This is a genomic window from Streptomyces sp. NPDC058371 (assembly GCF_042723265.1).
In the GTDB taxonomy this organism is placed as follows: domain Bacteria; phylum Actinomycetota; class Actinomycetes; order Streptomycetales; family Streptomycetaceae; genus Streptomyces.
In genome coordinates, this window is the sequence record NZ_JBHXJC010000018.1 from 133,774 (window position 1) to 157,995 (window position 24,222).

Annotated in this window: 23 protein-coding genes and 1 pseudogene; 10 read left to right on the forward strand and 14 right to left on the reverse strand. The window is 70.4% G+C overall.

The genetic code is table 11. The features are described 5' to 3' along the window. Positions 1-143: 143 nt before the first annotated feature. Entirely contained in the window at positions 144-1,667 is a 1,524-nt protein-coding gene (gene miaB, locus ACFWM2_RS35925; RefSeq protein WP_383288982.1) for a tRNA (N6-isopentenyl adenosine(37)-C2)-methylthiotransferase MiaB, read from the reverse strand. Between the two features lie 138 nt (positions 1,668-1,805). Here miaB and ACFWM2_RS35930 point away from each other — a divergent pair, with 138 nt between their 5' ends. Continuing rightward, on the forward strand, positions 1,806-2,804 hold the full coding sequence (locus tag ACFWM2_RS35930; protein ID WP_383288986.1) for a TAXI family TRAP transporter solute-binding subunit: 999 nt from the start codon (positions 1,806-1,808) through the stop codon (positions 2,802-2,804). Positions 2,805-2,832: 28 nt separating this feature from the next. Here ACFWM2_RS35930 and ACFWM2_RS35935 read toward each other — a convergent pair whose 3' ends face one another. Further along, positions 2,833-4,245, reverse strand: a complete 1,413-nt coding sequence (locus ACFWM2_RS35935) for a sensor histidine kinase (protein WP_383288989.1) — start codon at positions 4,243-4,245, stop codon at positions 2,833-2,835. A gap of 9 nt (positions 4,246-4,254) precedes the next feature. Next, a complete protein-coding gene (locus ACFWM2_RS35940) occupies positions 4,255-4,941 on the reverse strand; it encodes a response regulator transcription factor (protein ID WP_383288992.1) in 687 nt (228 codons plus the stop codon). Positions 4,942-5,279: 338 nt separating this feature from the next. Between ACFWM2_RS35940 and ACFWM2_RS35945 the strand changes: the two genes are divergently transcribed. From ACFWM2_RS35945 to ACFWM2_RS35980, 8 genes are all read left to right on the forward strand, one after another. Further along, the gene (locus ACFWM2_RS35945; RefSeq protein ID WP_383288995.1) at positions 5,280-6,056 is read left to right on the forward strand and encodes an amino acid ABC transporter ATP-binding protein; all 777 of its coding nucleotides are present in this window, start codon (positions 5,280-5,282) and stop codon (positions 6,054-6,056) included. Between the two features lie 73 nt (positions 6,057-6,129). Next, the gene (locus ACFWM2_RS35950) at positions 6,130-6,963 is read left to right on the forward strand and encodes a glutamate ABC transporter substrate-binding protein (RefSeq protein WP_383288998.1); all 834 of its coding nucleotides are present in this window, start codon (positions 6,130-6,132) and stop codon (positions 6,961-6,963) included. Positions 6,964-7,038: 75 nt separating this feature from the next. Beyond that, positions 7,039-7,704 carry an amino acid ABC transporter permease gene (locus tag ACFWM2_RS35955; RefSeq protein ID WP_383289001.1) on the forward strand — a complete coding sequence of 222 codons (666 nt, stop codon included), beginning with the start codon at positions 7,039-7,041 and terminating at the stop codon, positions 7,702-7,704. Next, complete coding sequence (locus tag ACFWM2_RS35960; RefSeq protein ID WP_383289004.1) at positions 7,701-8,594, forward strand: amino acid ABC transporter permease; 894 nt, start codon at positions 7,701-7,703, stop codon at positions 8,592-8,594. Before ACFWM2_RS35955 ends, ACFWM2_RS35960 begins: the two co-directional genes overlap by 4 nt. Positions 8,595-8,769: 175 nt before the next feature. After that, entirely contained in the window at positions 8,770-10,476 is a 1,707-nt protein-coding gene (locus ACFWM2_RS35965) for an FAD-dependent monooxygenase (protein WP_383289006.1), read from the forward strand. Between the two features lie 130 nt (positions 10,477-10,606). After that, a complete protein-coding gene (locus ACFWM2_RS35970; RefSeq protein WP_383289009.1) occupies positions 10,607-10,939 on the forward strand; it encodes a putative leader peptide in 333 nt (110 codons plus the stop codon). Positions 10,940-11,015: 76 nt separating this feature from the next. After that, entirely contained in the window at positions 11,016-11,543 is a 528-nt protein-coding gene (locus ACFWM2_RS35975; protein ID WP_383289011.1) for a cysteine dioxygenase, read from the forward strand. After that, a complete protein-coding gene (locus ACFWM2_RS35980) occupies positions 11,540-11,941 on the forward strand; it encodes a rhodanese-like domain-containing protein (RefSeq protein WP_383289014.1) in 402 nt (133 codons plus the stop codon). Before ACFWM2_RS35975 ends, ACFWM2_RS35980 begins: the two co-directional genes overlap by 4 nt. A gap of 84 nt (positions 11,942-12,025) precedes the next feature. Here ACFWM2_RS35980 and ACFWM2_RS35985 read toward each other — a convergent pair whose 3' ends face one another. The 8 genes from ACFWM2_RS35985 to ACFWM2_RS36020 form a co-directional block, all read right to left on the reverse strand. After that, positions 12,026-14,560 (reverse strand): ABC transporter permease, encoded by a 2,535-nt coding sequence (locus ACFWM2_RS35985; protein WP_383289017.1) that lies wholly within the window; start codon positions 14,558-14,560, stop codon positions 12,026-12,028. After that, entirely contained in the window at positions 14,557-15,354 is a 798-nt protein-coding gene (locus ACFWM2_RS35990) for an ArsR/SmtB family transcription factor (protein WP_383289019.1), read from the reverse strand. Before ACFWM2_RS35990 ends, ACFWM2_RS35985 begins: the two co-directional genes overlap by 4 nt. A 358-nt stretch (positions 15,355-15,712) precedes the next feature. Continuing rightward, positions 15,713-16,606, reverse strand: coding sequence for a recombination regulator RecX (gene recX / locus ACFWM2_RS35995; RefSeq protein ID WP_383289022.1), 894 nt, complete (start codon positions 16,604-16,606; stop codon positions 15,713-15,715). Between the two features lie 3 nt (positions 16,607-16,609). After that, positions 16,610-17,734, reverse strand: a complete 1,125-nt coding sequence (gene recA, locus ACFWM2_RS36000; protein WP_383289024.1) for a recombinase RecA — start codon at positions 17,732-17,734, stop codon at positions 16,610-16,612. Between the two features lie 314 nt (positions 17,735-18,048). Next, positions 18,049-18,489, reverse strand: coding sequence for a VOC family protein (locus ACFWM2_RS36005; protein ID WP_383289027.1), 441 nt, complete (start codon positions 18,487-18,489; stop codon positions 18,049-18,051). 204 nt (positions 18,490-18,693) lie between these two features. Continuing rightward, complete coding sequence (locus ACFWM2_RS36010; protein WP_383289029.1) at positions 18,694-19,257, reverse strand: GNAT family N-acetyltransferase; 564 nt, start codon at positions 19,255-19,257, stop codon at positions 18,694-18,696. A 52-nt stretch (positions 19,258-19,309) separates the two neighbouring features. After that, positions 19,310-20,554 (reverse strand): AI-2E family transporter, encoded by a 1,245-nt coding sequence (locus tag ACFWM2_RS36015; protein ID WP_383289032.1) that lies wholly within the window; start codon positions 20,552-20,554, stop codon positions 19,310-19,312. Between the two features lie 279 nt (positions 20,555-20,833). Beyond that, the gene (locus ACFWM2_RS36020; RefSeq protein ID WP_383289034.1) at positions 20,834-21,028 is read right to left on the reverse strand and encodes a DUF3046 domain-containing protein; all 195 of its coding nucleotides are present in this window, start codon (positions 21,026-21,028) and stop codon (positions 20,834-20,836) included. Positions 21,029-21,108: 80 nt separating this feature from the next. Between ACFWM2_RS36020 and ACFWM2_RS36025 the strand changes: the two genes are divergently transcribed. Next, positions 21,109-22,062 (forward strand): hypothetical protein, encoded by a 954-nt coding sequence (locus ACFWM2_RS36025; RefSeq protein WP_383289037.1) that lies wholly within the window; start codon positions 21,109-21,111, stop codon positions 22,060-22,062. 78 nt (positions 22,063-22,140) lie between these two features. On the opposite strand, the gene ACFWM2_RS36030 is transcribed toward ACFWM2_RS36025, so the two are convergent. The 3 genes and pseudogenes from ACFWM2_RS36030 to ACFWM2_RS36040 form a co-directional block, all read right to left on the reverse strand. Next, entirely contained in the window at positions 22,141-22,449 is a 309-nt protein-coding gene (locus tag ACFWM2_RS36030) for an AzlD domain-containing protein (protein WP_383289040.1), read from the reverse strand. Further along, on the reverse strand, positions 22,446-23,270 hold the full coding sequence (locus ACFWM2_RS36035) for an AzlC family ABC transporter permease (RefSeq protein WP_383289043.1): 825 nt from the start codon (positions 23,268-23,270) through the stop codon (positions 22,446-22,448). The genes ACFWM2_RS36030 and ACFWM2_RS36035 overlap by 4 nt, the downstream gene beginning before the upstream one ends. A gap of 170 nt (positions 23,271-23,440) precedes the next feature. Beyond that, positions 23,441-24,199, reverse strand: a pseudogene (locus ACFWM2_RS36040) (AraC family transcriptional regulator); the annotation flags it as partial. Positions 24,200-24,222: the final 23 nt, after the last annotated feature.

Here is a 24,222-nt window from a genome sequence, read left to right on the forward strand (position 1 = left end):
ACTCCCCGATCGACCCCCGCGCGGGTCGGCGTCGCGTCCGCGGGCGACGACGTGCGGACGCGGCGGCGCGGCGGCGCTCGGTGCTCACGCCCCCGGCCCGCCCGCCGCTCGGCCGGGGCCGCCCGCTACGGCGTACCGGACGTTCAGTCGCGTGCGCATCCGCCGGCAGCGACCGGCAGCGGCTCCGGGGCGCCGATAGTCGGCAGGCCCAGCATCACGCCGGCCGGCTTCGCGGCCTCCGCGGCGTTGCGCTTCTCCCAGGCGTCCCCCGCGCGCGTGCGGCGCACGTCCAGGACGGCACCCTCGGCTAGCAGGTGGTGCGGAGCGGCGTAGGTGATCTCTACGGTGACCACGTCGCCGGGGCGCACCTCCTCGTCCGGCTTGGTGAAGTGGACCAGGCGGTTGTCGGGGGCGCGGCCGGAGAGGCGGTGGGTGGCGCCGTCCTTGCGGCCCTCGCCCTCGGCGACCATCAGCTCCAGGACGCGGCCGACCTGCTTCTTGTTCTCCTCCCAGGAGATCTCCTCCTGGAGGGCGGCGAGACGCAGGTAGCGCGCCTGGACGACCTCCTTGGGGACCTGCCCCTCCATCGTGGCCGCCGGGGTCCCGGGGCGCTTGGAGTACTGGAAGGTGAAGGCCTGCGTGAAGCGGGCCTCGCGGACCGCGTGCAGGGTCTGCTCGAAGTCCTCCTCGGTCTCGCCGGGGAAGCCCACGATGATGTCGGTGGTGATCGCCGCGTGCGGAATGGCGGCCCGGACCTTCTCGATGATCCCGAGATACCGGTCCTGGCGGTACGAACGGCGCATCGCCTTCAGGACGGTGTCCGAGCCGGACTGCATCGGCATGTGCAGCTGCGGCATCACGTTCGGCGTCTCGGCCATGGCGGCGATGACGTCGTCGGTGAAGTCGCGCGGGTGCGGCGAGGTGAAGCGCACGCGCTCCAGCCCCTCGATCCGGCCGCAGGCCCGCAGCAGCTTGCTGAAGGCCTCGCGGTCGCCGATGTCGCTCCCGTAGGCGTTGACGTTCTGCCCGAGCAGCGTGATCTCGGAGACACCCTCGCCGACCAGGGCCTCGATCTCCGCCAGGATGTCGCCGGTCCTGCGGTCCTTCTCCTTGCCGCGCAGCGCCGGGACGATGCAGAAGGTGCAGGTGTTGTTGCAGCCGACGGAGATGGAGACCCAGGCCGCGTACGCGCTCTCGCGGCGGGTCGGCAGCGTCGACGGGAACGCTTCGAGCGACTCGGCGATCTCGACCTGCGCCTCTTCCTGGACGCGGGCGCGCTCCAGGAGGACGGGGAGCTTGCCGATGTTGTGCGTGCCGAAGACGACGTCCACCCAGGGCGCCCTCTTCACGATGGTGTCGCGGTCCTTCTGCGCCAGACAGCCGCCGACGGCGATCTGCATCCCCGGGCGCTTGGTCTTCATGGGAGCGAGGCGGCCGAGGTTGCCGTACAGCCGGTTGTCGGCGTTCTCCCGCACGGCGCAGGTGTTGAAGACGACGACGTCGGCGTCGCCGTCCGAGCCCTCGGGCGCGCGCACGTATCCGGCGTTCTCGAGGAGCCCGGAGAGCCTTTCGGAGTCGTGGACGTTCATCTGGCACCCGTAGGTGCGCACTTCGTAAGTCTTGGATTCCTGAACGTCCACTGCCTGGCTCCGGTCGCTGCTGCTCATGTGACAAGGGTAGGCGGTGCCCGGAGTACCTCCCGTCCCGTACCGGAGTACCGCCCGTGCCCGGGCAGCCGTCTCCCCCGGCGCCCCCGTGGGACCCGGCCTGGTCAGCACGGTGCCCGGGCTGGCAGGATCGCGCGCATGCTCCAGGCACTCACCCGTATCGGCAGGCGGCGCGCGCTGCTCGGCTCGGCGGCCACGCTGGTGGTCCTCGGGCTGCTGCTGTGGTGGCTGCTGCCGCTGGGCGAGGAGTCGCCGGGCGGGGAGATCACCTTCAGCACCGGGACGCCCACCGGGGTCTACCAGACGTACGGAGACCTCCTGCAGAAGGCCGCCGCGAAGGACATGCCCCAGCTGGACATGCGCCTGCTGATCAGCGACGGGTCGCAGGAGAACGTCCAGCGGGTGGCCACCGGGAAGGCCGACTTCACCATCGCGGCGGCCGACGCGGTGGAGACGTACATCCTGCAGAACAAGCCGGGCGCGGGCAGCCTGCGCGGCTGTGCCCGGCTCTACGACGACTACGTGCACCTCGTGGTCCCCCGCTCCTCGTCCGTGCACTCGGTGGCGGATCTGAAGGGCAAGAAGGTGGCCGTGGGGCCGGGTGGCTCCGGGGTGCGGCTCATCGCGAACCATCTGCTGCAGGCCGCCGGCCTCGATCCGCAGAAGGACATCGAGCCGCTGGCCGACGGCATCGCGACGATGCCCGGACTGCTCGAACAGCACAAGATCGACGCGTTCTTCTGGTCCGGCGGCCTGCCGACCAGCGCCGTGAAGAAGCTGTCGAAGGAGTCGGACATCCGGCTGGTCCCGATCGGCAGCGATGTCGTGAAGAAGCTGCAGGACCAGGGCGGCGCGTCCCGCTACTACCGCGCGGCGGTCATGCCGGCCACCGCCTATCCCGAGGCCCAGCATGGCTCCACCGTGCAGACGGTGGCGGTGGCGAACCTGCTCATCACCCGGGACGAGATGGGCATGGAGCTCACCAAGGAGCTGACCCGCACGGTGATCGACAGCCGCGACTCCATCGGTGCCAAGGTGCACGCGGCGCAACTGGTGGATCTCCGTACGGCCATCTACACCGACCCGCTGGAACTGCACTCGGGCGCTCAGCGCTACTACAGCTCGGTCAAGCCGTAGGCGCCCCCGCGAGGCCGCTCAGGGGCCCTCAGGAGGACGGTCCCGTCCTCGGTACCGTCACCGTCACCTCGAGCCCGTGCGGCTCGTGGCGGGCGTACGTGATCGAGCCGCCGCCCGCGGCCAGCAGCGCCCGAGAGATGGACAGGCCGAGGCCCGAGCCCTTGATGTTCTGATGTCCGGCGCTGCGCCAGAAACGGTCGCCGACGCGGGCGAGCTCGTCGTCGGTGAGGCCGGGTCCGGCGTCGGTGACGACGACGGTCGAGACCTCGCCGTTCGAGGACACGGCCACCTGGACGCGCTGCCCGTCGGGCGTGAACTTGAGCGCGTTGTCGATCACGGCGTCCAGGGCGCTGGAGAGGGTGACCGGGTCGGCCCAGGCGGTGGTGGCCGGGCAGCTGCCGGCCAGCAGGACGCCCTTGCTGTCGGCGACCGGCCCCCAGGACGCCACGCGCTCGGCCGTGAGCTCGCCGATGTCGGTCAGCCTCAGGTCCGCCTCCGCGTGCTCGGCCAGGGCCAGGTCGAGCAGGTCGTCGAGGACCTGGGCCAGGCGCTTGCCCTCGGTGCGGACCGATGCGATCTCCTCGTTGCCCTCGGGCAGTTCGAGGGCGAGCAGCTCGATGCGCAGCAGCAGCGCCGACAGCGGGTTGCGCAGCTGGTGCGAGGCGTCGGCGACGAAGGCGCGCTGCTGCTCCAGGACGTCCTCGACGTTGTCCGCCATCTCGTTGAACGACCGGGCCAGGCGTCTGAGTTCCGGCGGACCGCCGGCGGCCGCGACCCGGGACTTGAGGCGTCCGGTCGCGATGTCGTGGGTGGTGGCGTCCAGCACGCGTACGGGCCTCAGGACCCAGCCGGTCAGGCGCAGCGCGGCGCCGAGGGCGAGCAGCATCGCGGCGATCTCGCCGGCGCCGATGAGGAGCCAGCCGTGCAGGGTCTTCGACCGCATCTGTCCGGTGGGTGAGTCGGTGACGACGACCGCGACGACGTCACCGTCGCGGATGACCGGGGAGGCGACGACGAGCCGGTGGCGCTGCCACGGCCAGACCTGCTCCGGGTCGTGGCTGCGCCGCCCCAGGAACGCCTCGTTGAACGCGTCCCGGCCCTCGCCCGCCTCGGGGACGTACCAGTTCTCCGGCGCGTTGGCCATCGGCGCCTCGTCGTCGCGGTAGAAGACGCCGGCCCTGATGCCGTAGACGCGGAAGTACGCGGCGAGTTCCTTGCGGAGGGTCTCGCGGCGCTCGTCGGGGGTCGTGCCCACCCGGGAGCCGATGGGGCGGTCGGTGACGAACTGCGCGAGAGCGGCGAAGCGTGCGGTGTCGTCGATGCGGTCGACGACCACCTTCTGCTGCTGCGCGGCCGCCACACTCGCGGCCAGCGGGATGCCGAGTGCGAGCAGCACGGCGGCCATCAGGACGATGAGCAGCGGAAGCAGACGAGTGCGCACCGGAGCACGCTATGCCGCGGGGGCGACGAGCCGGTAACCGACGCCGCGCACGGTCTCGATCAGCGCCGGCATGCGCAACTTCGAGCGCAGGGAGGCGACATGTACCTCCAGGGTGCGCCCCGTCCCCTCCCAGCTGGTGCGCCACACCTCGCTGATGATCTGCTCCCGGCGGAAGACCACTCCGGGCCGCTGGGCCAGCAGGGCGAGCAGATCGAACTCCTTGCGGGTCAGTTGGACAACCGAACCGTCCACGCTGACCTGGCGCGTGGGGAGTTCGATGCGAACGGAACCCAGCCGCAGGGCGGTCTCCCCCGGCCCCGAGGCGTCGTCGGAGACGCTGCGCCGGCTGACGGCGTGGATACGGGCGAGCAGCTCCCCGGTGTCGTACGGCTTGACCACGTAGTCGTCGGCCCCGAGGTTGAGGCCGTGGATCCGGGAGCGTACGTCCGCGCGCGCGGTGACCATGATCACCGGAGTGCTCGTCCGCTTGCGGATCTTGCCGCAGACCTCGTAGCCGTCCTGGTCGGGCAGCCCCAGGTCGAGCAGGACCACACCGAAGCCGTCGCTCTCCGGGACAAGCGCCTGCAGGGCCTCCTCGCCGCTCCGGGCGTGCGTGACGTCGAAGCCGTGCCGCGCCAGGACGGCCGACAGCGCGGCGGCGACATGGTTGTCGTCCTCGACGAGCAGCAGTCTCATCCCGGCCCCCTCCGGTTCATCGGTCGTACGGTCTCGGTTCGGTCGCCGTCCGTACGGTCCCTGTCGGGTGATCGCCGTACGACGGCCCCCGGTGTGCGAAGTATGCGCACACGGGCGTGCACCATGGCAGTCACCCCGATGGACAAGGACGGCGTCAAGGGCCTTCGGGTTGCGCCCGGCTTCCGTTATCCAGCCGGTACGCGCGCGTCCGCACCTGTTACGGGGCGTATCCGGGCGCTATCGGATCGTTATGCTCAATTTCCCCTCAGATGTAATGACGCTGGTCGTGCCGCATCACTACTGTCCTCCGCAACCGAGGAGGACGGAGCAAGAGGCACATGACCGATGTATCGGTGACCAAGGACGCCGTGCCGACGGCCGACGATCTGGTCGTGCTGAAGGACGTCAACAAGCACTTCGGCGCGCTGCACGTGCTCCAGGACATCGACCTGACCATCGCCCGGGGCGAGGTCGTCGTGGTCATCGGGCCCTCCGGGTCCGGGAAGTCCACCCTGTGCCGCGCCATCAACCGCCTGGAGACGATCGAGTCCGGGTCCATCTCGATCGACGGAAAGCCACTGCCCGAGGAGGGCAAGGAACTCGCCCGGCTGCGCGCCGACGTGGGCATGGTCTTCCAGTCCTTCAACCTCTTCGCGCACAAGACGGTGCTCGAGAACGTGATGCTGGGCCAGATCAAGGTCCGCAAGGCGGACAAGAAGGTCGCGGAGGAGAAGGCCCGCGGGCTGCTCGACCGGGTGGGCGTCACCGCCCAGGCGGACAAGTACCCCGCGCAGCTCTCCGGCGGCCAGCAGCAGCGTGTCGCGATCGCGCGGGCGCTGGCGATGGACCCCAAGGTCATGCTCTTCGACGAGCCCACTTCGGCGCTCGACCCCGAGATGATCAACGAGGTCCTGGAAGTCATGCAACAGCTGGCCCGGGACGGCATGACCATGGTCGTCGTCACCCACGAGATGGGCTTCGCTCGTTCGGCTGCCAACCGAGTGGTGTTCATGGCCGATGGCCGCATCGTCGAAGAGGCTGTGCCGGACCAGTTCTTCAGCAATCCCCGCAGCGACCGGGCCAAGGACTTCCTGTCGAAGATCCTTCACCACTGACAGCCTGCGTCTCTTCGCTTCTGAAGGCGTTACTGAAGGCCTGCACCTCTTCACCACGCAAAGGATGTTCACCATGAAGCTCCGCAAGGTCACCGCCGCTTCGGCCGCAGTGCTCGCGCTCGCCGTCACCGCCACGGCGTGCGGCTCGGACAACAAGGACGACAGCGGCTCCTCGGGCGACAAGAAGATCACGGTCGGCATCAAGTTCGACCAGCCCGGCATCGGCCAGAAGACGCCGGACGGCTACTCGGGCTTCGACGTCGACGTCGCGACCTACATCGCCAAGCAGCTCGGTTACAACAAGGACCAGATCCAGTGGAAGGAAGCGAAGAGCGCCGACCGCGAGACCATGCTCCAGCGTGGTGACGTCGACTTCATCGCCGCCTCCTACTCGATCACGCCCGAGCGTGAGCAGAAGGTCGACTTCGCGGGCCCGTACCTGCTCGCGCACCAGGACGTGCTCCTGCGGTCCGACGACAACTCGATCAAGTCGGAGAAGGACCTCAACAGCAAGAAGCTGTGTTCCGTGACGGGCTCCACCTCGGCCCAGAACGTCAAGGACAAGCTCGCGCCCAAGGCGCAGCTGCTGAAGTACCCGACGTACTCGGCATGTCTGACCGGTCTGCAGAACAAGGCCATCGACGCGCTGACCACCGATGACTCGATCCTCGCCGGTTACGCCGCACAGGCGAACTTCAAGGGCAAGTTCAAGCTCGGCGGCTTGAAGATGACCAACGAGAACTACGGCATCGGCGTCAAGAAGGGCAGCGACCTCAAGGCGAAGATCAACACGGCCCTGGAGAAGATGGTCTCCGACAAGACGTGGGACAAGGCCGTGAAGGACAACTTCGGTCCGGCGAACTACCAGAACGAGCCCGCCCCGAAGATCGGCAACGTCGTCAGCTGATGAAGCGGCCGTTGGTGCGCCGTCCTCGGGGGGCGGCGCACCCGGCCCTCGACACACGCGGAAGCGCGGGAGATCGTGTTCGACTTTCTTGAAGGTTACGACCTGCTGGGAGCGTTCTGGGTCACGGTGAAACTCACCGTCCTCTCAGCCGTCGGCTCTCTGATCTGGGGAACCATGCTGGCCGCGATGCGGGTCGGCCCGGTGCCGCTCATGCGCGGTTTCGGCACCGCCTACGTGAACATCGTGCGGAACATCCCCCTGACCGTGATCATTCTGTTCACCTCGCTGGGCCTCAACCAGACCCTGGGAGTGGAGCTCGGCGCGCACACGGTCGACACCATCAACTTCCGGCTCGCCGTGCTCGGACTGATCGCCTACACCTCGGCCTTCGTCTGCGAGTCGCTGCGGTCCGGCATCAACACGGTGCCCGTCGGCCAGGCGGAGGCGGCCCGCGCCATCGGCCTCAGCTTCACCCAGGTCCTCACGCTGATCGTGCTTCCCCAGGCGTTCCGTTCGGTCGTCGGCCCGCTGACGAACGTACTGATCGCGCTGACGAAGAACACCACGGTGGCGGCCGCGATCGGTGTCGCGGAAGCGGCGACCCTGATGAAGGAGATGGTCGAGAACGAGGCGCAACTCATCCTGATCTCCGCGGTCTTCGCGTTCGGCTTCGTGTGCCTGACGATGCCGACCGGTCTGGTCCTCGGCTGGGTGAGCAAGAAGGTGGCGGTTAAGCGATGAGCTCGGTCCTCTACGACGCCCAGGGCCCGCGGGCCAAGCGGCGGAACGTGCTGTTCACTGTGGTGTTCTTCGCTGTCCTCGCCGCCCTGCTGTGGTGGGTGTACACCATGCTGGACGAGAAGGGCCAGCTCGCGTGGGTGCTGTGGAAGCCCTTCGTCGGAACCGAAGCCTGGAGCACGTACCTCTGGCCGGGTCTGCAGAACACCCTCAAGGCCGCGGCACTCTCCATGGTCATCGCGATGCCGCTCGGCGCGGTCCTCGGCATCGCCCGGCTCTCGGACCACAGGTGGGTACGCGTTCCGGTCTCGGTCGTGGTGGAGTTCTTCCGCGCCATCCCGGTGCTGATCCTCATGATCTTCGGTGTCGCCCTCTTCTCGGAGTACACCAACGTCAGCTCCGACGACCGCCCGCTGTACGCGGTCGTCACCGGACTCGTGCTCTACAACTCCGCGGTGCTCGCGGAGATCGTCCGGGCCGGCATCCTGTCGCTGCCCAAGGGCCAGTCCGAAGCGGCGATGGCGGTGGGGCTGCGCAAGAACCAGGTCATGCGGTTCATCCTGCTGCCGCAGGCCGTCACAGCCATGCTGCCGGCGATCGTCAGCCAGCTCGTCGTGATCATGAAGGACACTGCGCTCGGCGGCGCGGTCCTCACCTTCCCCGAGCTGCTCGCCTCGGTCGGACCGATGACCGGCTACTACGGCGCGAACACCATCGCCAGCTTCACGATCGTGGCCCTGATCTACATCGCGCTCAACTTCTCCCTCACCACCTTCGCGAGCTGGCTGGAAGGCAGGCTGCGGCGCGGGAAGAAGTCGACGGGCGCGGTGATTCCGCCGGCGGCGGTCGCGGGTACTGAGTCCACCGGCGCCGGCACGGGCGGCTTCATCTGACGGAACCTCACCATGCTTGGCCCGTACGGAGGCAGTGGCGTGATCGCCACTGCCTCCGTCACTTGACGCAAGCACCGGCAATGGGTTGCATACGTTCTGTGATCGTGCACCCCGCTCCACCTGCTTGTTCCCGTACGTCTCCGAGGACACCGCCCCGGGCAGGGGGCACCGCGTCATGGACCCGGTGATCATCGTCGGAGCGGGGCCCGTAGGACTCACGCTCGCCCTGGCGCTGGCACGCCAGGAGGTCCCTTCGGTGGTCCTCGACGAGGGGCCGGGCAAGGACGAGCAGCGGCTCGCACGGACCGTCGTCCTGGGTGAGGACACCACCGCACTCATCGAGCGGCTGACCGGATTCCCGCTCTCCGCGGCCGGCCTCCGTTGGGCCGGATGGCGGTCGATGCGGCGCAAGCAGGTGATGCGCGAGGTCACGTTCGGCACGGAGGGCGCCGGAGACACCGCCGGTGCGGGCGCCCAGGGCCTCGGAGGAGCGGGCGGAACCGGGCACGGTTTCGGGGACACGGGAGGCGCGGCACCGGACCCGGACGGCGCCGAGCTGCCCGCCCCGCTGCACATCGCCCAGCACGTCCTGACCGCCGCCCTGCGTACGGCCATCGCGGGCGAGCGGCTCGTCAAGATCGCCGTGAACAGCCGGCTCGACGCCGTCGAACAGGAGACGTCGGGGATCACGGCCCACACCCGCGGCCCCAACGGCACGTGGTGGCGCGGCAGTTACCTGATCGGCTGCGACGGACCACGCTCGACCGTGCGCAAGCTCCTGGACATCCGCTTCCCCGGCCGTACAGCTGTGGAACGGCACGCCGTGGCGGCGCTGCGCACGGAACTGCCGTGGCCCGGCGAAGCGTTGCTGCACCGCATGCCGCCGTGGCGGACGTCGGGCCCCTCGGCCGGCGAGGTGTCCGGACGCCCGCTCGCGGACGGCGTGTGGCGCCTGGACTGGCTGCTGCCGCCGGGAAAGGACCTGGTCACCCCGGACCTCCTGGTGGCGCGCGTCCGGGAGACCCTCGCGGGGTGGAGCGGCGGCTCGACACCGCCGTACGAACTGCTCGACACCGGGGTCCACACCGTCCACCACCGGCTCGCCCGGCGCTGGCGGGTCGGCCGGGTCTTCCTCGCCGGGGACGCAGCGCATCTGCTCGGCGCGCTCGGCACCCACGGGCTGGACGAGGGCCTGCGGGACGCCGACAACCTCGCCTGGAAACTGGCCCTGGCCTGGCACCACGGACCGCACGAGGCACTGCTCAACAGCTATCAGGCGGAGCGCCGCGCGATCATCGCGGCCCGGCTGCGCGCCGCCGACCAGGCACTTCCCGTACTGCGCGGCGGCGGGGGGCTGCGTTCGTACGTGCCCGGATCGGCCCGTGGCCATGACGCGCTGCTCGCGGACGGCCACCTGGGGCGCGGCCCGCTCGGTGCGCCGGGGGCGTACGCCGATTCGCCGCTCGCGCCTCCGTACGCCGAGGCCGAGGCCGCCGTGGGGACGCCGCCCGGTGCGCCCGTGGTCGACGTGCGGGTGACCGCGGAGGACGGTTCCTTCGTACCGCTGCGCGAGCGGCTCGGGCGGGGAGTGCTGCTGGTGGTGCTGATCGCACCGGGGACCGGCGTGTGGGAGCGCAAGCACTGGGTGACGGCCGGGATCATGCCCCGGCTCGCGGCCGCCGTGACCGCGCTGCCGCACTCCGCCGAGCTCCTGGTCGCCGAGAGCTACCCGGCCGCTGCCGCGCACACCGTGCTGCTGATCCGGCCGGACGGTCACCTGGTCACCGCCTTGAGCGGGGTGCGCCCCGCCGACCTGTACGCGGCCGCGGAGGCGACGCTGGGCGGCCCGGCACGCACCGAGGCGGCGGCCGGCCGGAGTTGACGCGCGCGGTGGAGCCAGGCCTGCGCGGTGGTGGACTCGGGCCGGAGCGCGGACCGTGCTCCCGTGGAGGCCGGCTCGGGTGACGCCGGAGCCGCGGTGACCGTATGCCCTGGTCGGGTCCGAGCTCGCGATGGACTCGGGTTGGAGTGAAGCGTGGACTGGCTGTGATCGTCCGCCCGCGCGGGCCTGTGACCTCCTGGGGAGCCGGGCAGGAACCCGCCGGCGAAGCCCGGGCGTGGGTCAGCCGCCGCGGCGGAGGCGTCCCGGGGCGAGCGCCCTGTGGACGTCGGCAGCCGCCGCCCCCGGACAGCATTCCGGGGGTCCACATAGTGATGGTGAGTTGAACAGTCCGCACGCCCATGGTGTACTCCGGATCGTGACCGACACCTGCGTGCACCTGTGGCGGAGGGTCCATATGGACCTCCTCCGCTATGCGGGCTGCGTGTGTCGTCCGTCCAGCTGAATTCGCATCCCTCTCCTTCGCGCGCCCCCTGTGTGGTGCCGCGCGCTTCCACGCGAAAGAGCCCAGGACGGTACCCGTGTCCGTGTCACCCCTTGTCTCCGCACCCGCACAAGCCCCCACCCAGGCCGAGCTGCTCGACTTCGTACGCCGATCGGCAGCCGACCCCGAACTGATCGCCTCCCTCCCGCTCGACCCCGAAGGCCGTACCTGGGTACGTCTGGAAGGCCCCGGCGGCAGCGAGGCCTGGCTCATCGGCTGGCCCCCCGGCACCGGCACCGGCTGGCACGATCACGCCGAGTCCGTCGGCGCCTTCCTCACCGCCTCGGGTGAGCTCAAGGAGAACTCGCTCACCGCGCGGCTGCCCGCCGACGGCTGGCGGACCCTGGAACTCGCCGACGGCGTGGACCGCGATCGGCGGCTGCCGGCCGGCAAGGGCCGCGCCTTCGGCCGCCACCATGTGCACGAGGTGCTCAACGAGTCCACCGATGAGCACGCGATCTCCGTCCACGCGTACTACCCGCCCCTGCCGCAGATCCGCCGCTACAGCCGTACGGGTCAGGTGCTGCGCCTGGAGCACGTCGAGAGTCCGGAGGACTGGCAGTGAGCGCCCGACCCGAACGTCCCGTCGGAATAGACGAGTTGCTGGAGCAGGTCCGCGAAGGACTCGACCGGGTGGACGCCACGGAGGCGTACGACCTCTTCAAGGCGGGCGAAGCCCTGCTGGTCGACACCCGGTACGCGGCACTGCGCGAGCGCGACGGGCTGATCCCCGGCGCCCTGGTCGTCGAGCGCAACGAACTGGAGTGGCGGCTCGACCCCCAGGGCAGCCACCGCGCCGCGGAGGCCACCAGCCACGATCTGCGGGTCGTGGTCATCTGCAACGAGGGGTACGCGTCGAGCCTGGCGGCCGTCTCCCTCCGGCAGTTGGGCCTGCATCGGGCGACCGACCTGGTCGGCGGATTCCAGGCCTGGAAAGCGGCCGGATACCCGGTGACGCCCTAGGTCACCGTACGAGGAGTCACTGACGTCGTACGCAAGGACGGGCGCCCCTGAAGGTAAGGGGCGCCCGTCCTTGCGCAGCGCTCCTTACTCCCTGGCCGTCGCCACGGTGACGGGGCGCGGGCGCAGCGCCATCCGGCCGGGGAGTGAGGTGGCGACCAGGGCGAGCAGTGCGGCGGTCGCGACCACGGAGACGTACACGAGGGGCCGGACGGCCGGCGCCGCGCTGCCCGTCATGCCGGTGCTGAAGGCGGTCAGGACCGCGAGGGCGATACCGCTGCCGAGCGAGGTGGCGAGCAGCAGGACCGACAGCGTCTCGGTGCGCAGCATCCGCAGTACCTGGCGGCGGGTGGCTCCCGCGAGGCGGAGCATCGCGAACTCGCGGATGCGCTCGGAGACCGACATGGCGAGCGTGTTGACGACGGCGATGGCGGTGAAGGCCAGGACCAGCCCCATGGCGAGGTAGTTGACCTCCGCGTTCGCCTGCCGGCGCTCGGCCTGGATCGAATCGGCGGCGGCAGGCGCGAGAACCTGGACACCCGGGAACTTACGGAGCGTAGTCGCGAGTTGTGTCTGTGTGCGGGCGGTCCTGACGAGGACGGAGGTGGCGAGCGGGTTGTCCACATGGCGTGCGACCAGGTCGTGGGCAAAGGTGAGATCGCCGAAGCCGAGGCCGCGGGCGTAGACGGCGGCGACGGTGAGCCGGACGGGCGTGCCGTCACCGAGGGTGAGTTTCAGGCTGCTGCCGGGCTTCAAGTGAAGCTGGTCCGCGGCGAGTTCGCTGACCGCGACCGTGGTGTTGTTCAGGTCGTCGAGGGAGCCGGCGGTGACGTCGGGGTCCCAGGTGCGGGTGATGCCGGCGGAGGTGACGCCCTGGGCCGGGTACTTGTCGAGGCCCACCCGGACCGTCGTACGGACCACTTCGGTGACGACGTCGTGGTCCGCCCGCAGCTGCTGTGCCGCCTCGGCCGGGACACCGGGGCCCCGCGCGGCGACCACCCAGTCGGCACGGACGCCCGCACGCGCCTGGGCCCGGGCCGCGTCGCCGAGGGTCGGCTGGACGAACAGGACCGTGCAGGTCATGCCGATGAGGAGGGTGAGCGGAGTGACGACGGAGGCCAGGCGGGCGGCGTTGCCGCGCAGGTTGGCCGCGGCGAGTTTTCCGCCGGGACCGGACCGGCGCAGCGGGCCGCCCAGGACGGCCGCTGCCGCCCTGACCAGCAGTGGGCCGAGCAGGGCGACGGCACTGGCGAGGACGACCACGGCCAGGAAGGTGACAGGGGTGGAGGCGGGCTCGGTGCGCAGAGCGCTGAGTACGACGACGAGGACGGCACCACCGGCCAGCAGCCCGAGGCCGGCCAGGATCCGCACCCGGGCCGGACGGCTGCGCTCGACCGTGGCCTCGGCGAGCGCCTCGGCCGGCCGGATCCGGGAGATGCGGCGGGCCGAGATACGGGCGGCGGCCCAGGCACCGAGGAGGGTGGCGGCGATCGCGGCGAACATCGGGAAGACACTGACCGTGTGCTGAAGGGTGACGGGCACGGCACCCATGGCCACGAACCGTCCGTGCAGCCACGCGCCCAGCGGCAGGCCGACGAGCGCGCCCGTCGTTCCGGCGAGAGCGCCGACGATCAGCGCCTCACGGCCGAGGAGCGACCGGATCTGGCCCGGTGTGGCGGCGATGGCGCGCAGCAGGGCGAGTTCTCGGTGGCGCTGCTGCACGGAGAGCGCGAAGGTGCCGACGACCACCAGGATGGCCACGAGCAGGGACGTGCCGCCCATGGCACCCCCCATGCTGACCAGCCGGATACGGGCGGCGGCCGCGTCGAGGAACTCGACAGGGCCGCGGTCGTCACCCGTGCTGACCTGCGCGGTGGTGCCGTGCAGCGCCTTCGTGACGGCCTGTTCGAGGTTCGCCGTGTCGGTGCCCTTGGCGGGGATCACACCGAAGGCGGTGACCTTGCCGGGGTGGGCGGCCAGTCGCTGGGCCTCGGCCGTGGAGAAGAAGAGCGAGGTCTGGTGGCGTACGGCAGCGGCGGGCGCGGCGATTCCGCTGACGCGGTAGCTGCGCGGGGACTGCGTCGACTGGACGGTGAGGCGGTCGCCGGGCTTGAGGTGCGCGCGTTCGGCGAGGCCTCGGTCGACGACCAGATCACCGTCGGACGCCGGCGCCGTGCCGGCGGTGAGCCGGTACGGGGTGAGGGCGGCGGATTCCCAGGCGTGGCCGTAGGAGGGGCTCGCTTTCCCGTCGGTACCGGCGGGCATCAACGGCTGTGCGAGGAAGGTCAGTTCCGGGACGACACGGCCTACGCCGGGGGCCTCGCGAAGCCGTGCGGCGAGTTCGGACGGAAGCCAGGCCCGCTCGGCGATCGACTTGGCCTTGTGCTTGACCTTGGTCTTGCCCTTCTTGTGCTTGATGGTGGTCTGGTGGACGTTCTGGTCGGCGGAGACCACGACGGGGGTCGCGGCGTAGCGTTCCGTACTGATCGCGCCGCGCAGTCCCGTTTCGAGGAGGGTGCCGCAGGCGGTGATGAGGGCGGCCGCGCACATCAGGGCGAAGAAGGCGCCGAGGAAGCCGCCCTTGCGCGCCCGCACGGTCTGGAGGGCGTATCGCAGCATCATGAGGGGTCGGCCTTTCCTCTGTGGTGGGGCGCGGGGTGGCTGCGCGAACGCGTGACCTCAGGGGCCTCGGCGGGGATGGCCTCCGGAACCGGGACGGCCGAGGCCGTTTCGGCGTCGGTGGGGGTGTCGGCGTCGGTGGAAGCGTCGGCGTCGGTGGAGGCCGGAAAGGCGAGGAATCGCGTGAGCACGGTGCGGGCATCGGCCGGGGTCGCGGCTTCGGGGCGCTTGTAGCGGTTGAGGAGCGCGATGTACTCCTCGAAGAACGCCCGGAGTTCGGAGAGCGTCAGCCGGATCGAACCGCGCGAGTACGGGAAGGCGTCGACCCAGGGGTCGTCGGCCGCACCCTGCTGGAGCTGCATCCGCTCGAAGAGTTCGAGGTCGGCGGCGTACGCGTGATGGTTCAACTCGTCCATCACAAGCCGCATTTCGGGGCTCTGTCGACTGCGCTGCGGGAAGCGGCGGTCGCCGGGGACGGCCCGCCACCAGCGTTCGCGGCCGTGGCCGCTTCCCTCCGTCGCCTCCGTCGCCTCCGTCGTCCCTTTCGTCTCCTCCACGAAGCCGAACCGCGCGAGCGCACGCAGGTGGTAGCTCGTGGCCCCCGTGTTCAGTCCGAGTGCCCGGGCGAGCGTCGCCGAGGTGGCGGGCCCGTGCACGGTGAGGTGCTGGAGCATGCGCTGCCGACGGGGCTGAGCGAGCGCCTTCAGCGCGGCGAGATCGGAAAGCTCGACGGGGGCGTGCGGGCCCTCCGGGGGTTTCTTCGCACCGGGTTTCTTCGCACCGGGTTCCTGTTCCATGGGTACACAGTCGTCTGTGCACAGGGGTCTGTGCATTGCGGTGAACCGGTGTCTTGGGTGGGGGGTTAACCCCAGCTTGGGGTTGGGGAGTTGGGGGTGCGGCGGGGTGGCGGGGGTCGTGAGCCCGGCCCACGCCGACCCGGCTCGGCCTGGCCCCTGGGGGTCCGGGAGGGCCCGAGGCCGGGAGTACCCGAAGGTTGGGAGGACCCGAGGCCGGGAGGGGCCCGAGGCCGGATGGCCGAGAGGACCCGAGGGCAGGAAGGACCCGAAGGCCGGGAGTACCCGAGGCCGGGAAGGGCCTGAGGACAGGAAGGACCCGAGGACAGGAAGGACCTGGGGACAGGAAGGACCCGAAGGGTCAGAACCCCCCGTCCTCCAACCCCTCCGTGTCCTCGCCCTCTTCCTCCAGCGCCTGTCGGACCACCCGAAGGGCCATGCCCTCGGGGTAACCCTTGCGGGCGAGCATGCCCGCGAGACGTCGCAGCCGCTTGTCGCGGTCGAGACCTCGCGTGGAGCGCAGCTTGCGGGCCACGAGCTCGCGCGCGGTCGCCTCCTCCTGCTCGGAGTCGAGCTGCCCGACGGCCTCGTCGATCAGCGTCAAGTCCACGCCCTTGGTACGCAACTCCCGCGCGAGCGCCCGCCGGGCCAGCCCGCGGCCGTGGTGCCGGGACTCCACCCAGGCGTCCGCGAAGGCGCCGTCGTTGATCAGTCCGACCTCCTCGAACCGTGACAACACCTCGTCCGCCACGTCGTCCGGGATCTCACGCTTGCGCAGCGCGTCCGCGAGCTGTTTCCGCGTGCGCGGGGTCCCGGTGAGCAGGCGCAGACAGATCGCCCGCGCCCGCTCAGCCGGGTCCCCGGGGGACTCCCCCTTCTCGGCCCTCGACGAGGAAGGGAGGCGTCCGTCCTGTGGGTCGCCGGACAGGTCGCTCGCCCGATCGCCGGTCGGATCGCCGAAGCCACCGCGCCTGCGTCGGCCACGACTTCGTCCGCCCCCGCGCGGACCGCCGTCACCACCACGCCGACCGCCACGGCGTGAGCCGCCCACCGAGGGGCTCTCGCCGTCCACGCCCGGATCACCGCCGTACGGCCCCGCACCGCCGGCATCGCGGCCGTACAGCCCGTCGCTGTCGTACGCCTCCCCGCCGTACGACCTCCCGCCGTCTCCGGTCGAGGCGCCGTCCCCCCGAGGTACCTGCCCTCCGGGGGTGACGGGATAGGCGGACTCGGCCCAGTCGGTTCGCCGTGTCACGGACTAGCTCTTCGCCGCCGTGGCCTTGGACTTGGTGGCCTTGGCCGCCGGTGCGGGCACCGTCTTCGCGGCCTCGTCCGCAGGGGCGGTGACCGCCGCGTCCACGACCGGCTCGACGGCAGGCACCTCCGGCCGGACACCGACGCCCAGCTTCTCCAGGATCTTCTTCTCGATCTCGTCGGCGAGGTCGGGGTTGTCCTTCAGGAAGTTGCGCGCGTTCTCCTTGCCCTGGCCGAGCTGGTCGCCCTCGTACGTGTACCAGGCGCCGGCCTTGCGGACGAAGCCGTTGTCCACGCCCATGTCGATCAGGCCGCCCTCGCGGCTGATGCCGTGCCCGTAGAGGATGTCGAACTCGGCCTGCTTGAAGGGCGGCGCGACCTTGTTCTTGACGACCTTGACGCGGGTGCGGTTGCCGACCGCGTCGGTGCCGTCCTTCAGCGTCTCGATACGACGGATGTCGAGTCGCACCGAGGCATAGAACTTCAGGGCCCGGCCACCGGTCGTGGTCTCCGGGGAGCCGAACATCACGCCGATCTTCTCGCGGAGCTGGTTGATGAAGATCGCGGTGGTCTTCGACTGGTTGAGCGCACTGGTGATCTTGCGGAGTGCCTGGCTCATCAGACGCGCCTGCAGACCCACGTGCGAGTCGCCCATCTCGCCCTCGATCTCCGCACGCGGCACCAGGGCCGCGACCGAGTCGATGACGATGAGGTCGAGCGCGCCGGAGCGGACCAGCATGTCGACGATCTCCAGAGCCTGCTCGCCGTTGTCCGGCTGCGACAGGATCAGGTTGTCGATGTCGACGCCGAGCTTCTTCGCGTACTCGGGGTCGAGGGCGTGCTCGGCGTCGATGAAGGCCACCTGGCCGCCGGCCTTCTGCGCGTTCGCCACCGCGTGCAGCGTCAGTGTCGTCTTGCCGGAGGATTCCGGGCCGTACACCTCCACCACTCGGCCGCGCGGCAGACCGCCGACACCCAGGGCCACGTCGAGCGCGGTCGACCCGGTGTGGATGACCTCGATGGGCTCGTTCGGACGCTCACCGAGGCGCATCACCGCGCCCTTGCCGAATTGCCGTTCAATCTGTGCGAGCGCGGCGTCCAGCGCCTTCTCGCGGTCCGTACCTGCCATGGGTTCCACCCGATTTGCTTGAGTCGATCGCTTCACGTCAATGACGCTAGCGCCTGCCACTGACAATGCGTCTCGACGGCCGCCCGGCCTGTGGATAACTCGGACACTTCCGCCGGAAATCCCCGCCGAAAGCCCTGCCGGAGACTCCATAAGAATGGATGTTCGATTTTAGTGTCAAGCGCACCACGCGCTTCACGGCAAGCCGCGTTTCCTGTGCCACCGAGCCGTGGGCTCGCGTGCGACCGGCGGTCCGACGCACCTCTCGGGCTCGGGTACCCGGATGATCCTCCGGGCGCACGGTCCCTCGGGGGCCTTCAGCCGATCTGCTCGGCCAGTCCGACGACGATGCCCTCGGGGCCGCGGACGTAGCAGAGCCGATAGCTGTCCTCGTACTGCGACAGCTCGCCGACGAGTTCGGCGCCATGGGTGCGCAGGCGGGCGACGACGTCCTCGATGTCCTCGACGGCGAACATGATGCGACGAATGCCCAGCGTGTTCGTCGGCGCGTCCTTCGGCTCGGTGCTGATCGCCTTCGGCGTGTGGAACATCGCCAGCTCGATTCGGCCGTGGCCGTCCGGGGTCCGCAGCATTGCGATGTCCTGCCGGGCCCCGTCCAGCCCGATGACACGGTCCACCCAACGTCCCTCGACGGGCATCCTGCCCTCCAGCTCCATGCCGAGTTCGACGAAGAACGCAATAACAGCGTCAAGGTCGTCGACAACGATGAGGACGTTGTCCATCCGCTGGATCGTCATGCCGGGTCTCCTTGGTCCGGTACAGCCACGGTGGCCGCATCCACCCCTGGGGCGGAGCCGCCAGGCCGTTCTCGACATCGTCCGCCACATCTTCTACGAGAAGTGCGTGCCTGGAGCCGGCGAGCCACCATCCTGAGGCGGACGGAGCACGCGCTTATCAGCCCCGTCCACGGAACGCAGGCCTCCGGGCCGTCGAGCCTCCGCTCATCGTGCATCGCCCCGGGTGTGGAGGGCGCTGAGATCCACCCGCCAGTCGTTGGACGTGATCCAGTGGCCCTTCGGGTACTCGAACTCGACCGGGCCGAGCAGCTCGAACCCAGCCTTGCGGCACACCGAGTTCGACGCGGGGTGGTCCACGCCGGGAAACGCGTGGAGGTACTGGTTCCTCCCGGCAGCCCTCGCCGCCCCGACGACCGCACGGGCCGCCTCCGCGGCCAGACCCCGCCCCTGGAACTCGGGCCACATCGCCCACCCGGTCTCCCACACCGTCCCGTCCCGCCACGCGCGCTCCCAGAAGCCGATCGAACCGACGGTGTCGCCGGGCGCGCCGGTGCCGGTGCCGGTGGTGTCCGCCAGCGTGACCCGGTAGATCTGCCCCCGCCCCGGCACCTGATCGACGTACCGCCGGTGCCGCGCGACCAGTTGCTCCGCGGTCTCGGGGCCGCCCAAGTGTTCCGTCATCTCAGGGGTGTTGTTCCGTTGCAGAACCCAGAAATCGCCTTCGCCCCAGGGTTCCAGCCTCACCCGCCGCGTATCCGAATCGTCCATGTCCACCACCCTAGGACGGGGGTCCGACAGCCGACGCGAGAGCTGTTGACAGTCAAGAAGACCCGTCACCGGACTCCGCGTCCCGCGGCCCCCACAGCCGCCGCGCGCGCCGGAGCAGGCTGCCCGACCGCCGTATCCGGTGTCCGTGGACACGGGGGTCGTCCGTGACGTCGTACCGCTTCACGTACGCGCCGAGGAAGGCCTGGAGCGTGGCGACCGCCGGGATGGCGATGAGCGCGCCGACGGCACCGAGGAGCGCGGTGCCCGCGATGACCGATCCGAAGGCGACAGCGGGGTGGATGTCCACCGTCTTCGAGGTCAGCTTGGGTTGCAGCACGTAGTTCTCGAACTGCTGGTAGATCACGACGAAGATCAGCACCCACAGCGCGTACCAGGGATTGACCGTGAAGGCGATCAGCATCGGCAGGGCACCCGCCAGATACGTACCGATGGTGGGAAGGAACTGTGAGACCAGGCCGACCCAGACGGCGAGCACGGGCGCGTAGGGGATGCCCAGGGCCTGCAACAGGACGTAGTGCGCGACGCCGGAGACCAGCGCCATCAGTCCGCGCGAGTACAGATAGCCGCCCGTCTTGTCGACGGCGATCTCCCACGCGCGCAGCACCTCGGCCTGCCGGGCGGGCGGCAGGACGGAGCACAGCGCACGCCGCAGCCGCGGGCCGTCGGCGGCGAAGTAGAACGAGAACAGGGTGATCGTCAGCAGCTGGAAGAGGCCGCCGAGGACCTGCGCGGACACGTCCAGGACGCCCGTGGCGCTGTTCTGCACGTACTTCCGCAGCCAGGCGGAGTGGACCAGGCTGTCCTGGATGTCCACCCGTCTGAGCTCGGTGTGGAAGGTCGTGTTGATCCAGTTGATGACCGAGTCGAGATACCCCGGGAAGCCCTCGACCATCTTGATGATCTGGCCGGCGAGCATCGAGCCGAGCAGCGTGATGAAGCCCGCCGTCACGATCATCGCGCCCAGGAAGACGAAGAAGGTGGCCAGACCTCTGCGCATGCCGTGCGCGGCCATCCAGCTCACCGCCGGCTCGATCGCGAGCGCCAGGAAGAACGCGATGAGGATGTTGATCAGCAGGCCGGTGAGCTGGTGGAACGCCCAACTGCCCAACTGGAAGACGGCGACGAGCGCCAGGGCGAGCACCATGGCACGCGGCAGCCAACGGGGCATGCGGCCGCCCCGCCCGGCGGCGTCCTCGGCCGGGGGGCCGGCCGGCGGCGTCGTACCGAACGGCGATGAGTGCTGAGGGACCTGCGAGGTCTCGTCTGTCGGGGCCACGGTGCAAGTCTCGCCCACGCCACCGACAATCGGCCCCCGTCGCGGGATCATCGTGGCCCGCGACACGATCTTCGTGGCCGTTCATACGATCTTCGCGGCCGCTCAGGGGAGCGCGAGCCTTTTCAAGACCCTCCCCCGACGACCACCCTCGCGCTCAAGGCCCTCCCCGGCAGCGCAGCCGCCCGCGCGCTCAGGCTCGCGCTGTCAGCGGTTCTCCTGCAGAACGCCGTCAGCGGTTCTCCTGCAGAACGCCGTCAGCGGTTCTCCTGCGGGACGCCGTCAGCGGTTCTCCTGCGGAACATTCATGGTCGAGCACACCACGCGCCACACGTCCTTGGCTTCCCAGCCGGAGTCCAGCGCTTGATGCACGGTCCGCTCACCGAGCTCCGTCATCACATGATCGCGCGCGAACGTTTCGGAGTACCCCTCACCGAAGTGATCCGCCATCCGCTGCCAGAAGACCGTCAACCGCATGACTCCAGTATCCCGCCCCTGAGAGTGGGCCCGGGCCGGGACCACTTGTCGAGAACGCTTTCCGTCCTACGGTCTGACCCATGGCCGAAACAGGAGCATCCCCACTCCCCCCGACGCCCCCGGCGCACACCCCGCTCTCGCGCGCCGAGCACTTCGTCTGGCTCACCGCGCGCGTGCTGGAGCAGCGGCGATTCGAGTACCACTTCCTCGACGGCGGCGACAGCGGCGCCGACGCGGTCGAGACCGCGCTCGCCGCCTACCGCAACGAGGACGAGGGCTACGGTCACGCGCTCGAACCCGATCTGCGCGGCCCGGTCAGCCAGCCCCTGCACACCGCGTACGCGCTGCGCCTCCTGGACTCCATCGGGCGCTGCGGCGGACAGCGGGTGGAGCGCGTGTGCCGCTATCTGACCGCCGTGTCGAGCTCGGACGGCGCCCTGCCGGCCATCCTTCCCAGTCAGCGCGGCTATCCGACGGCCCCCTTCGTACCGATCGTCGACGATCCGCCGAGCGAGCTTCTCGCCACCGCTCCCGTCGTGGGCCTTCTGCACCGCAACGAGGTGTGGCACGCCTGGCTGTTCCGGGCCACCGACTTCTGCTGGCAGGCGGTGGACTCCCTGGAGAAGTCCCATCCGTACGAGATCGAGGCCGCGGTGACCTTCCTGGACTCCGCACCCGACCGCCCGCGCGCGGAGGCGGCCGCCGACCGGCTGGGCCGTCTGGTGCGTGAGCAGCGGCTGGCCGTACTGGAGCCTCGGCGCCTGGCGGCCTATCCGGTCGCGTCGGGATACGCGCCGGGCGAGTATCACTTCCCGTACGACTACGCGAGGACTCCGGGATCACTGGCGCGCGCGTGGTTCACGGACGAGGAGATGAGCCGCGCGCTGGACCACCTGGCGAGCGAGCAGCAGGAGGACGGCGGCTGGCCGGTCCGCTGGCGCCGATGGGCACCCGGCACGGCCCTGGAGTGCCGTCCCATGGTGACGATCGAGGCGCTGCGCACCCTGCGCGCGTACGGCCGGCCCATCGCCTGAACCGGTGATCGGCCGACCAGCCGACGGGCGAGACGGGCCGACGGGCCAACCGCACATGCCGAGCTCCAGCCCAGGACCTCAGCCCGTCATCGCCCGCACCCCCGCCGTCACGACCACGGCGGCGGCGACCACGAGCAGGAAGGGCGCGCGCAGGATCAGGGCCACCGCGGCCGCGGCGAGCCCGGCCGCCCTGGCGTCCAGCACCAGTACGCGCCCGTCCGCGAAGGTCTGCTGGGCGGTGAGGGCGGCCAGGAGGGCAACGGGCAGCAGCGCAGCGAGACGCTGGACGAGGGGCCGCTCCAGGACCCCCGCCGGGATCAGCAGCCCGATGAGCTTGACGGCGTAACAGCCGACGGCGGTCGCCACGATCGCGATCCAGATGTTCATCGGTCTTCCTCAGGGGCTTCGTTCCGCACGCTGTCCTGCGCAGCGTCGTGCGCTCCGTCTCGCGCTTCGTTCTGCGCCTCGTGGCCGGATGGCGTCCTGCGGCGCCCCTCCACGTAGAGAGCGGCCGGAGCCGCGAGGGCGGCCGCCAGGACCGGTACACCGGCAGGCAGGACGGGCAGCAGGGCGAGCCCGAGGACGACGGCGATGCCGGCTACGGCGCGCTCGGTCAGGGACTTCAGCATCGGCGCCAGAAGGGCCAGGAAGACGGCGGGCCCGGCCGCGTCCAGCCCCCACGCGTCGGTGTCGCCGATGGCCTCGGCTCCGATCGCGCCGAGCAGTGTGGTGAGGTTCCACAGCACGTAGAGGCTCAGCCCGGTGACGGTGAAGCCGAGGCGGACGCTGCGTCGCGTGGGCTGGGCGAGTGCCACGGCCGTGGTCTCGTCGATGACCCACTGGGCGGCGAACGGCCGCACCGCGCGCGGGAGGGCCAGCAGCTGCGACAGACGCAACCCGTAGAACGCGTTGCGCACCCCGAGGAAGAACGCTCCGGCGGCTGCCGTGAGCGGATTGCCCCCGGCCGCGAGCGCGCCCACGAGCGCGAACTGCGAGGCGCCTGTGAACACCAGGAGACTGAGCGCGCAGGTCTGCAGCAGCGTCAGGCCGCTGCCGGCCGAGGTCACCCCGAAGGCGAAACCGGACAGTCCGACGGCGAACCCGACTCCGAGGGCGTCTCGTACGACGGCGGAATCGGGCTTTCCGACGCCCTCACCGCCTCGGCGGCTCCCGTCGTCCGGGCCGCGTCGGCCGTCCCGGTCGCACATGTCTTCGACTGCTGTCTGTTCTCCCACGCCTCGGACGGTAGGACGAGGTCTCCCCGTGGGTCTTGTACGTTCTTGCGCTCGCCCGCCGCTTCGCCCGAGAACCTGCGTTCGCGCTGGTAGGCGCCCGGCGGCACGCCCACGATCCGGGTGAAGTGGCGGTTGAGGTGCGGCTGGTCGGTGAAGCCGACGGCGACGGCCGCCTCCGCGGGCGCGGTGCCGGCGTCCAGGAGACGGCGTGCCGTGCGGACGCGGGCGTCGGTCAGCCAGGTGTGCGGCGGCATTCCGTAGGTGTCCCGGAACGCGCGCAGGAGCGCGAACGGGCTGGTGCCGAGATCGGCGGCGAGCCGCTCCAGGGTCGGCGGGTCGGCCATCCGCTCCTGGAGCACAGCACGCGCGCGTACGGCGATGCGAGCGCCGGCGGTGCGTACGGCACGGCGTGGCATCGGGCCGCCGTTCAGCCGCAGGAGGCGGGTCACGGCGACGCGCAGCAGGGTGTCGGCGGCGAGGGCGTTGCCCTCGTCCGCGGCCCGCAGCACCTGGTGCACCAGGCCGGCCGCGTACGGATCGTCGAGCACGGGGTTCGTGAATCCGGGCGTTCCGCGAATCGCGGTGGTCTCGGCGGCTATCTCGGCCACCAGTTCCGGCGACGGGTAGACGGCCCCGTACCGCCAGCCCTCGGGTACACCGGCGCGGCCCGTGTGCGGGGTCTCCGGATTGACCAGGGCCAGGGCTCCCGGGCCCGCGTACTGGTCGGCGCCACCGTGGTGGAAGACCTCGACCCCGTCGGAGATGGCGGCGATCACGAAGTTCTCGTGGGTGTGCCGCACGAAGATCTTCTCGACGTAGCGGGCACGGAGCAGGTCGACCCCCGGCAGTTCCTCGTACTGCCAGTGCCGTGCCCGCTCCCCGGAAGCTGCCATGTCATCCATTCTGCGCCATCCGACCCGGGCGC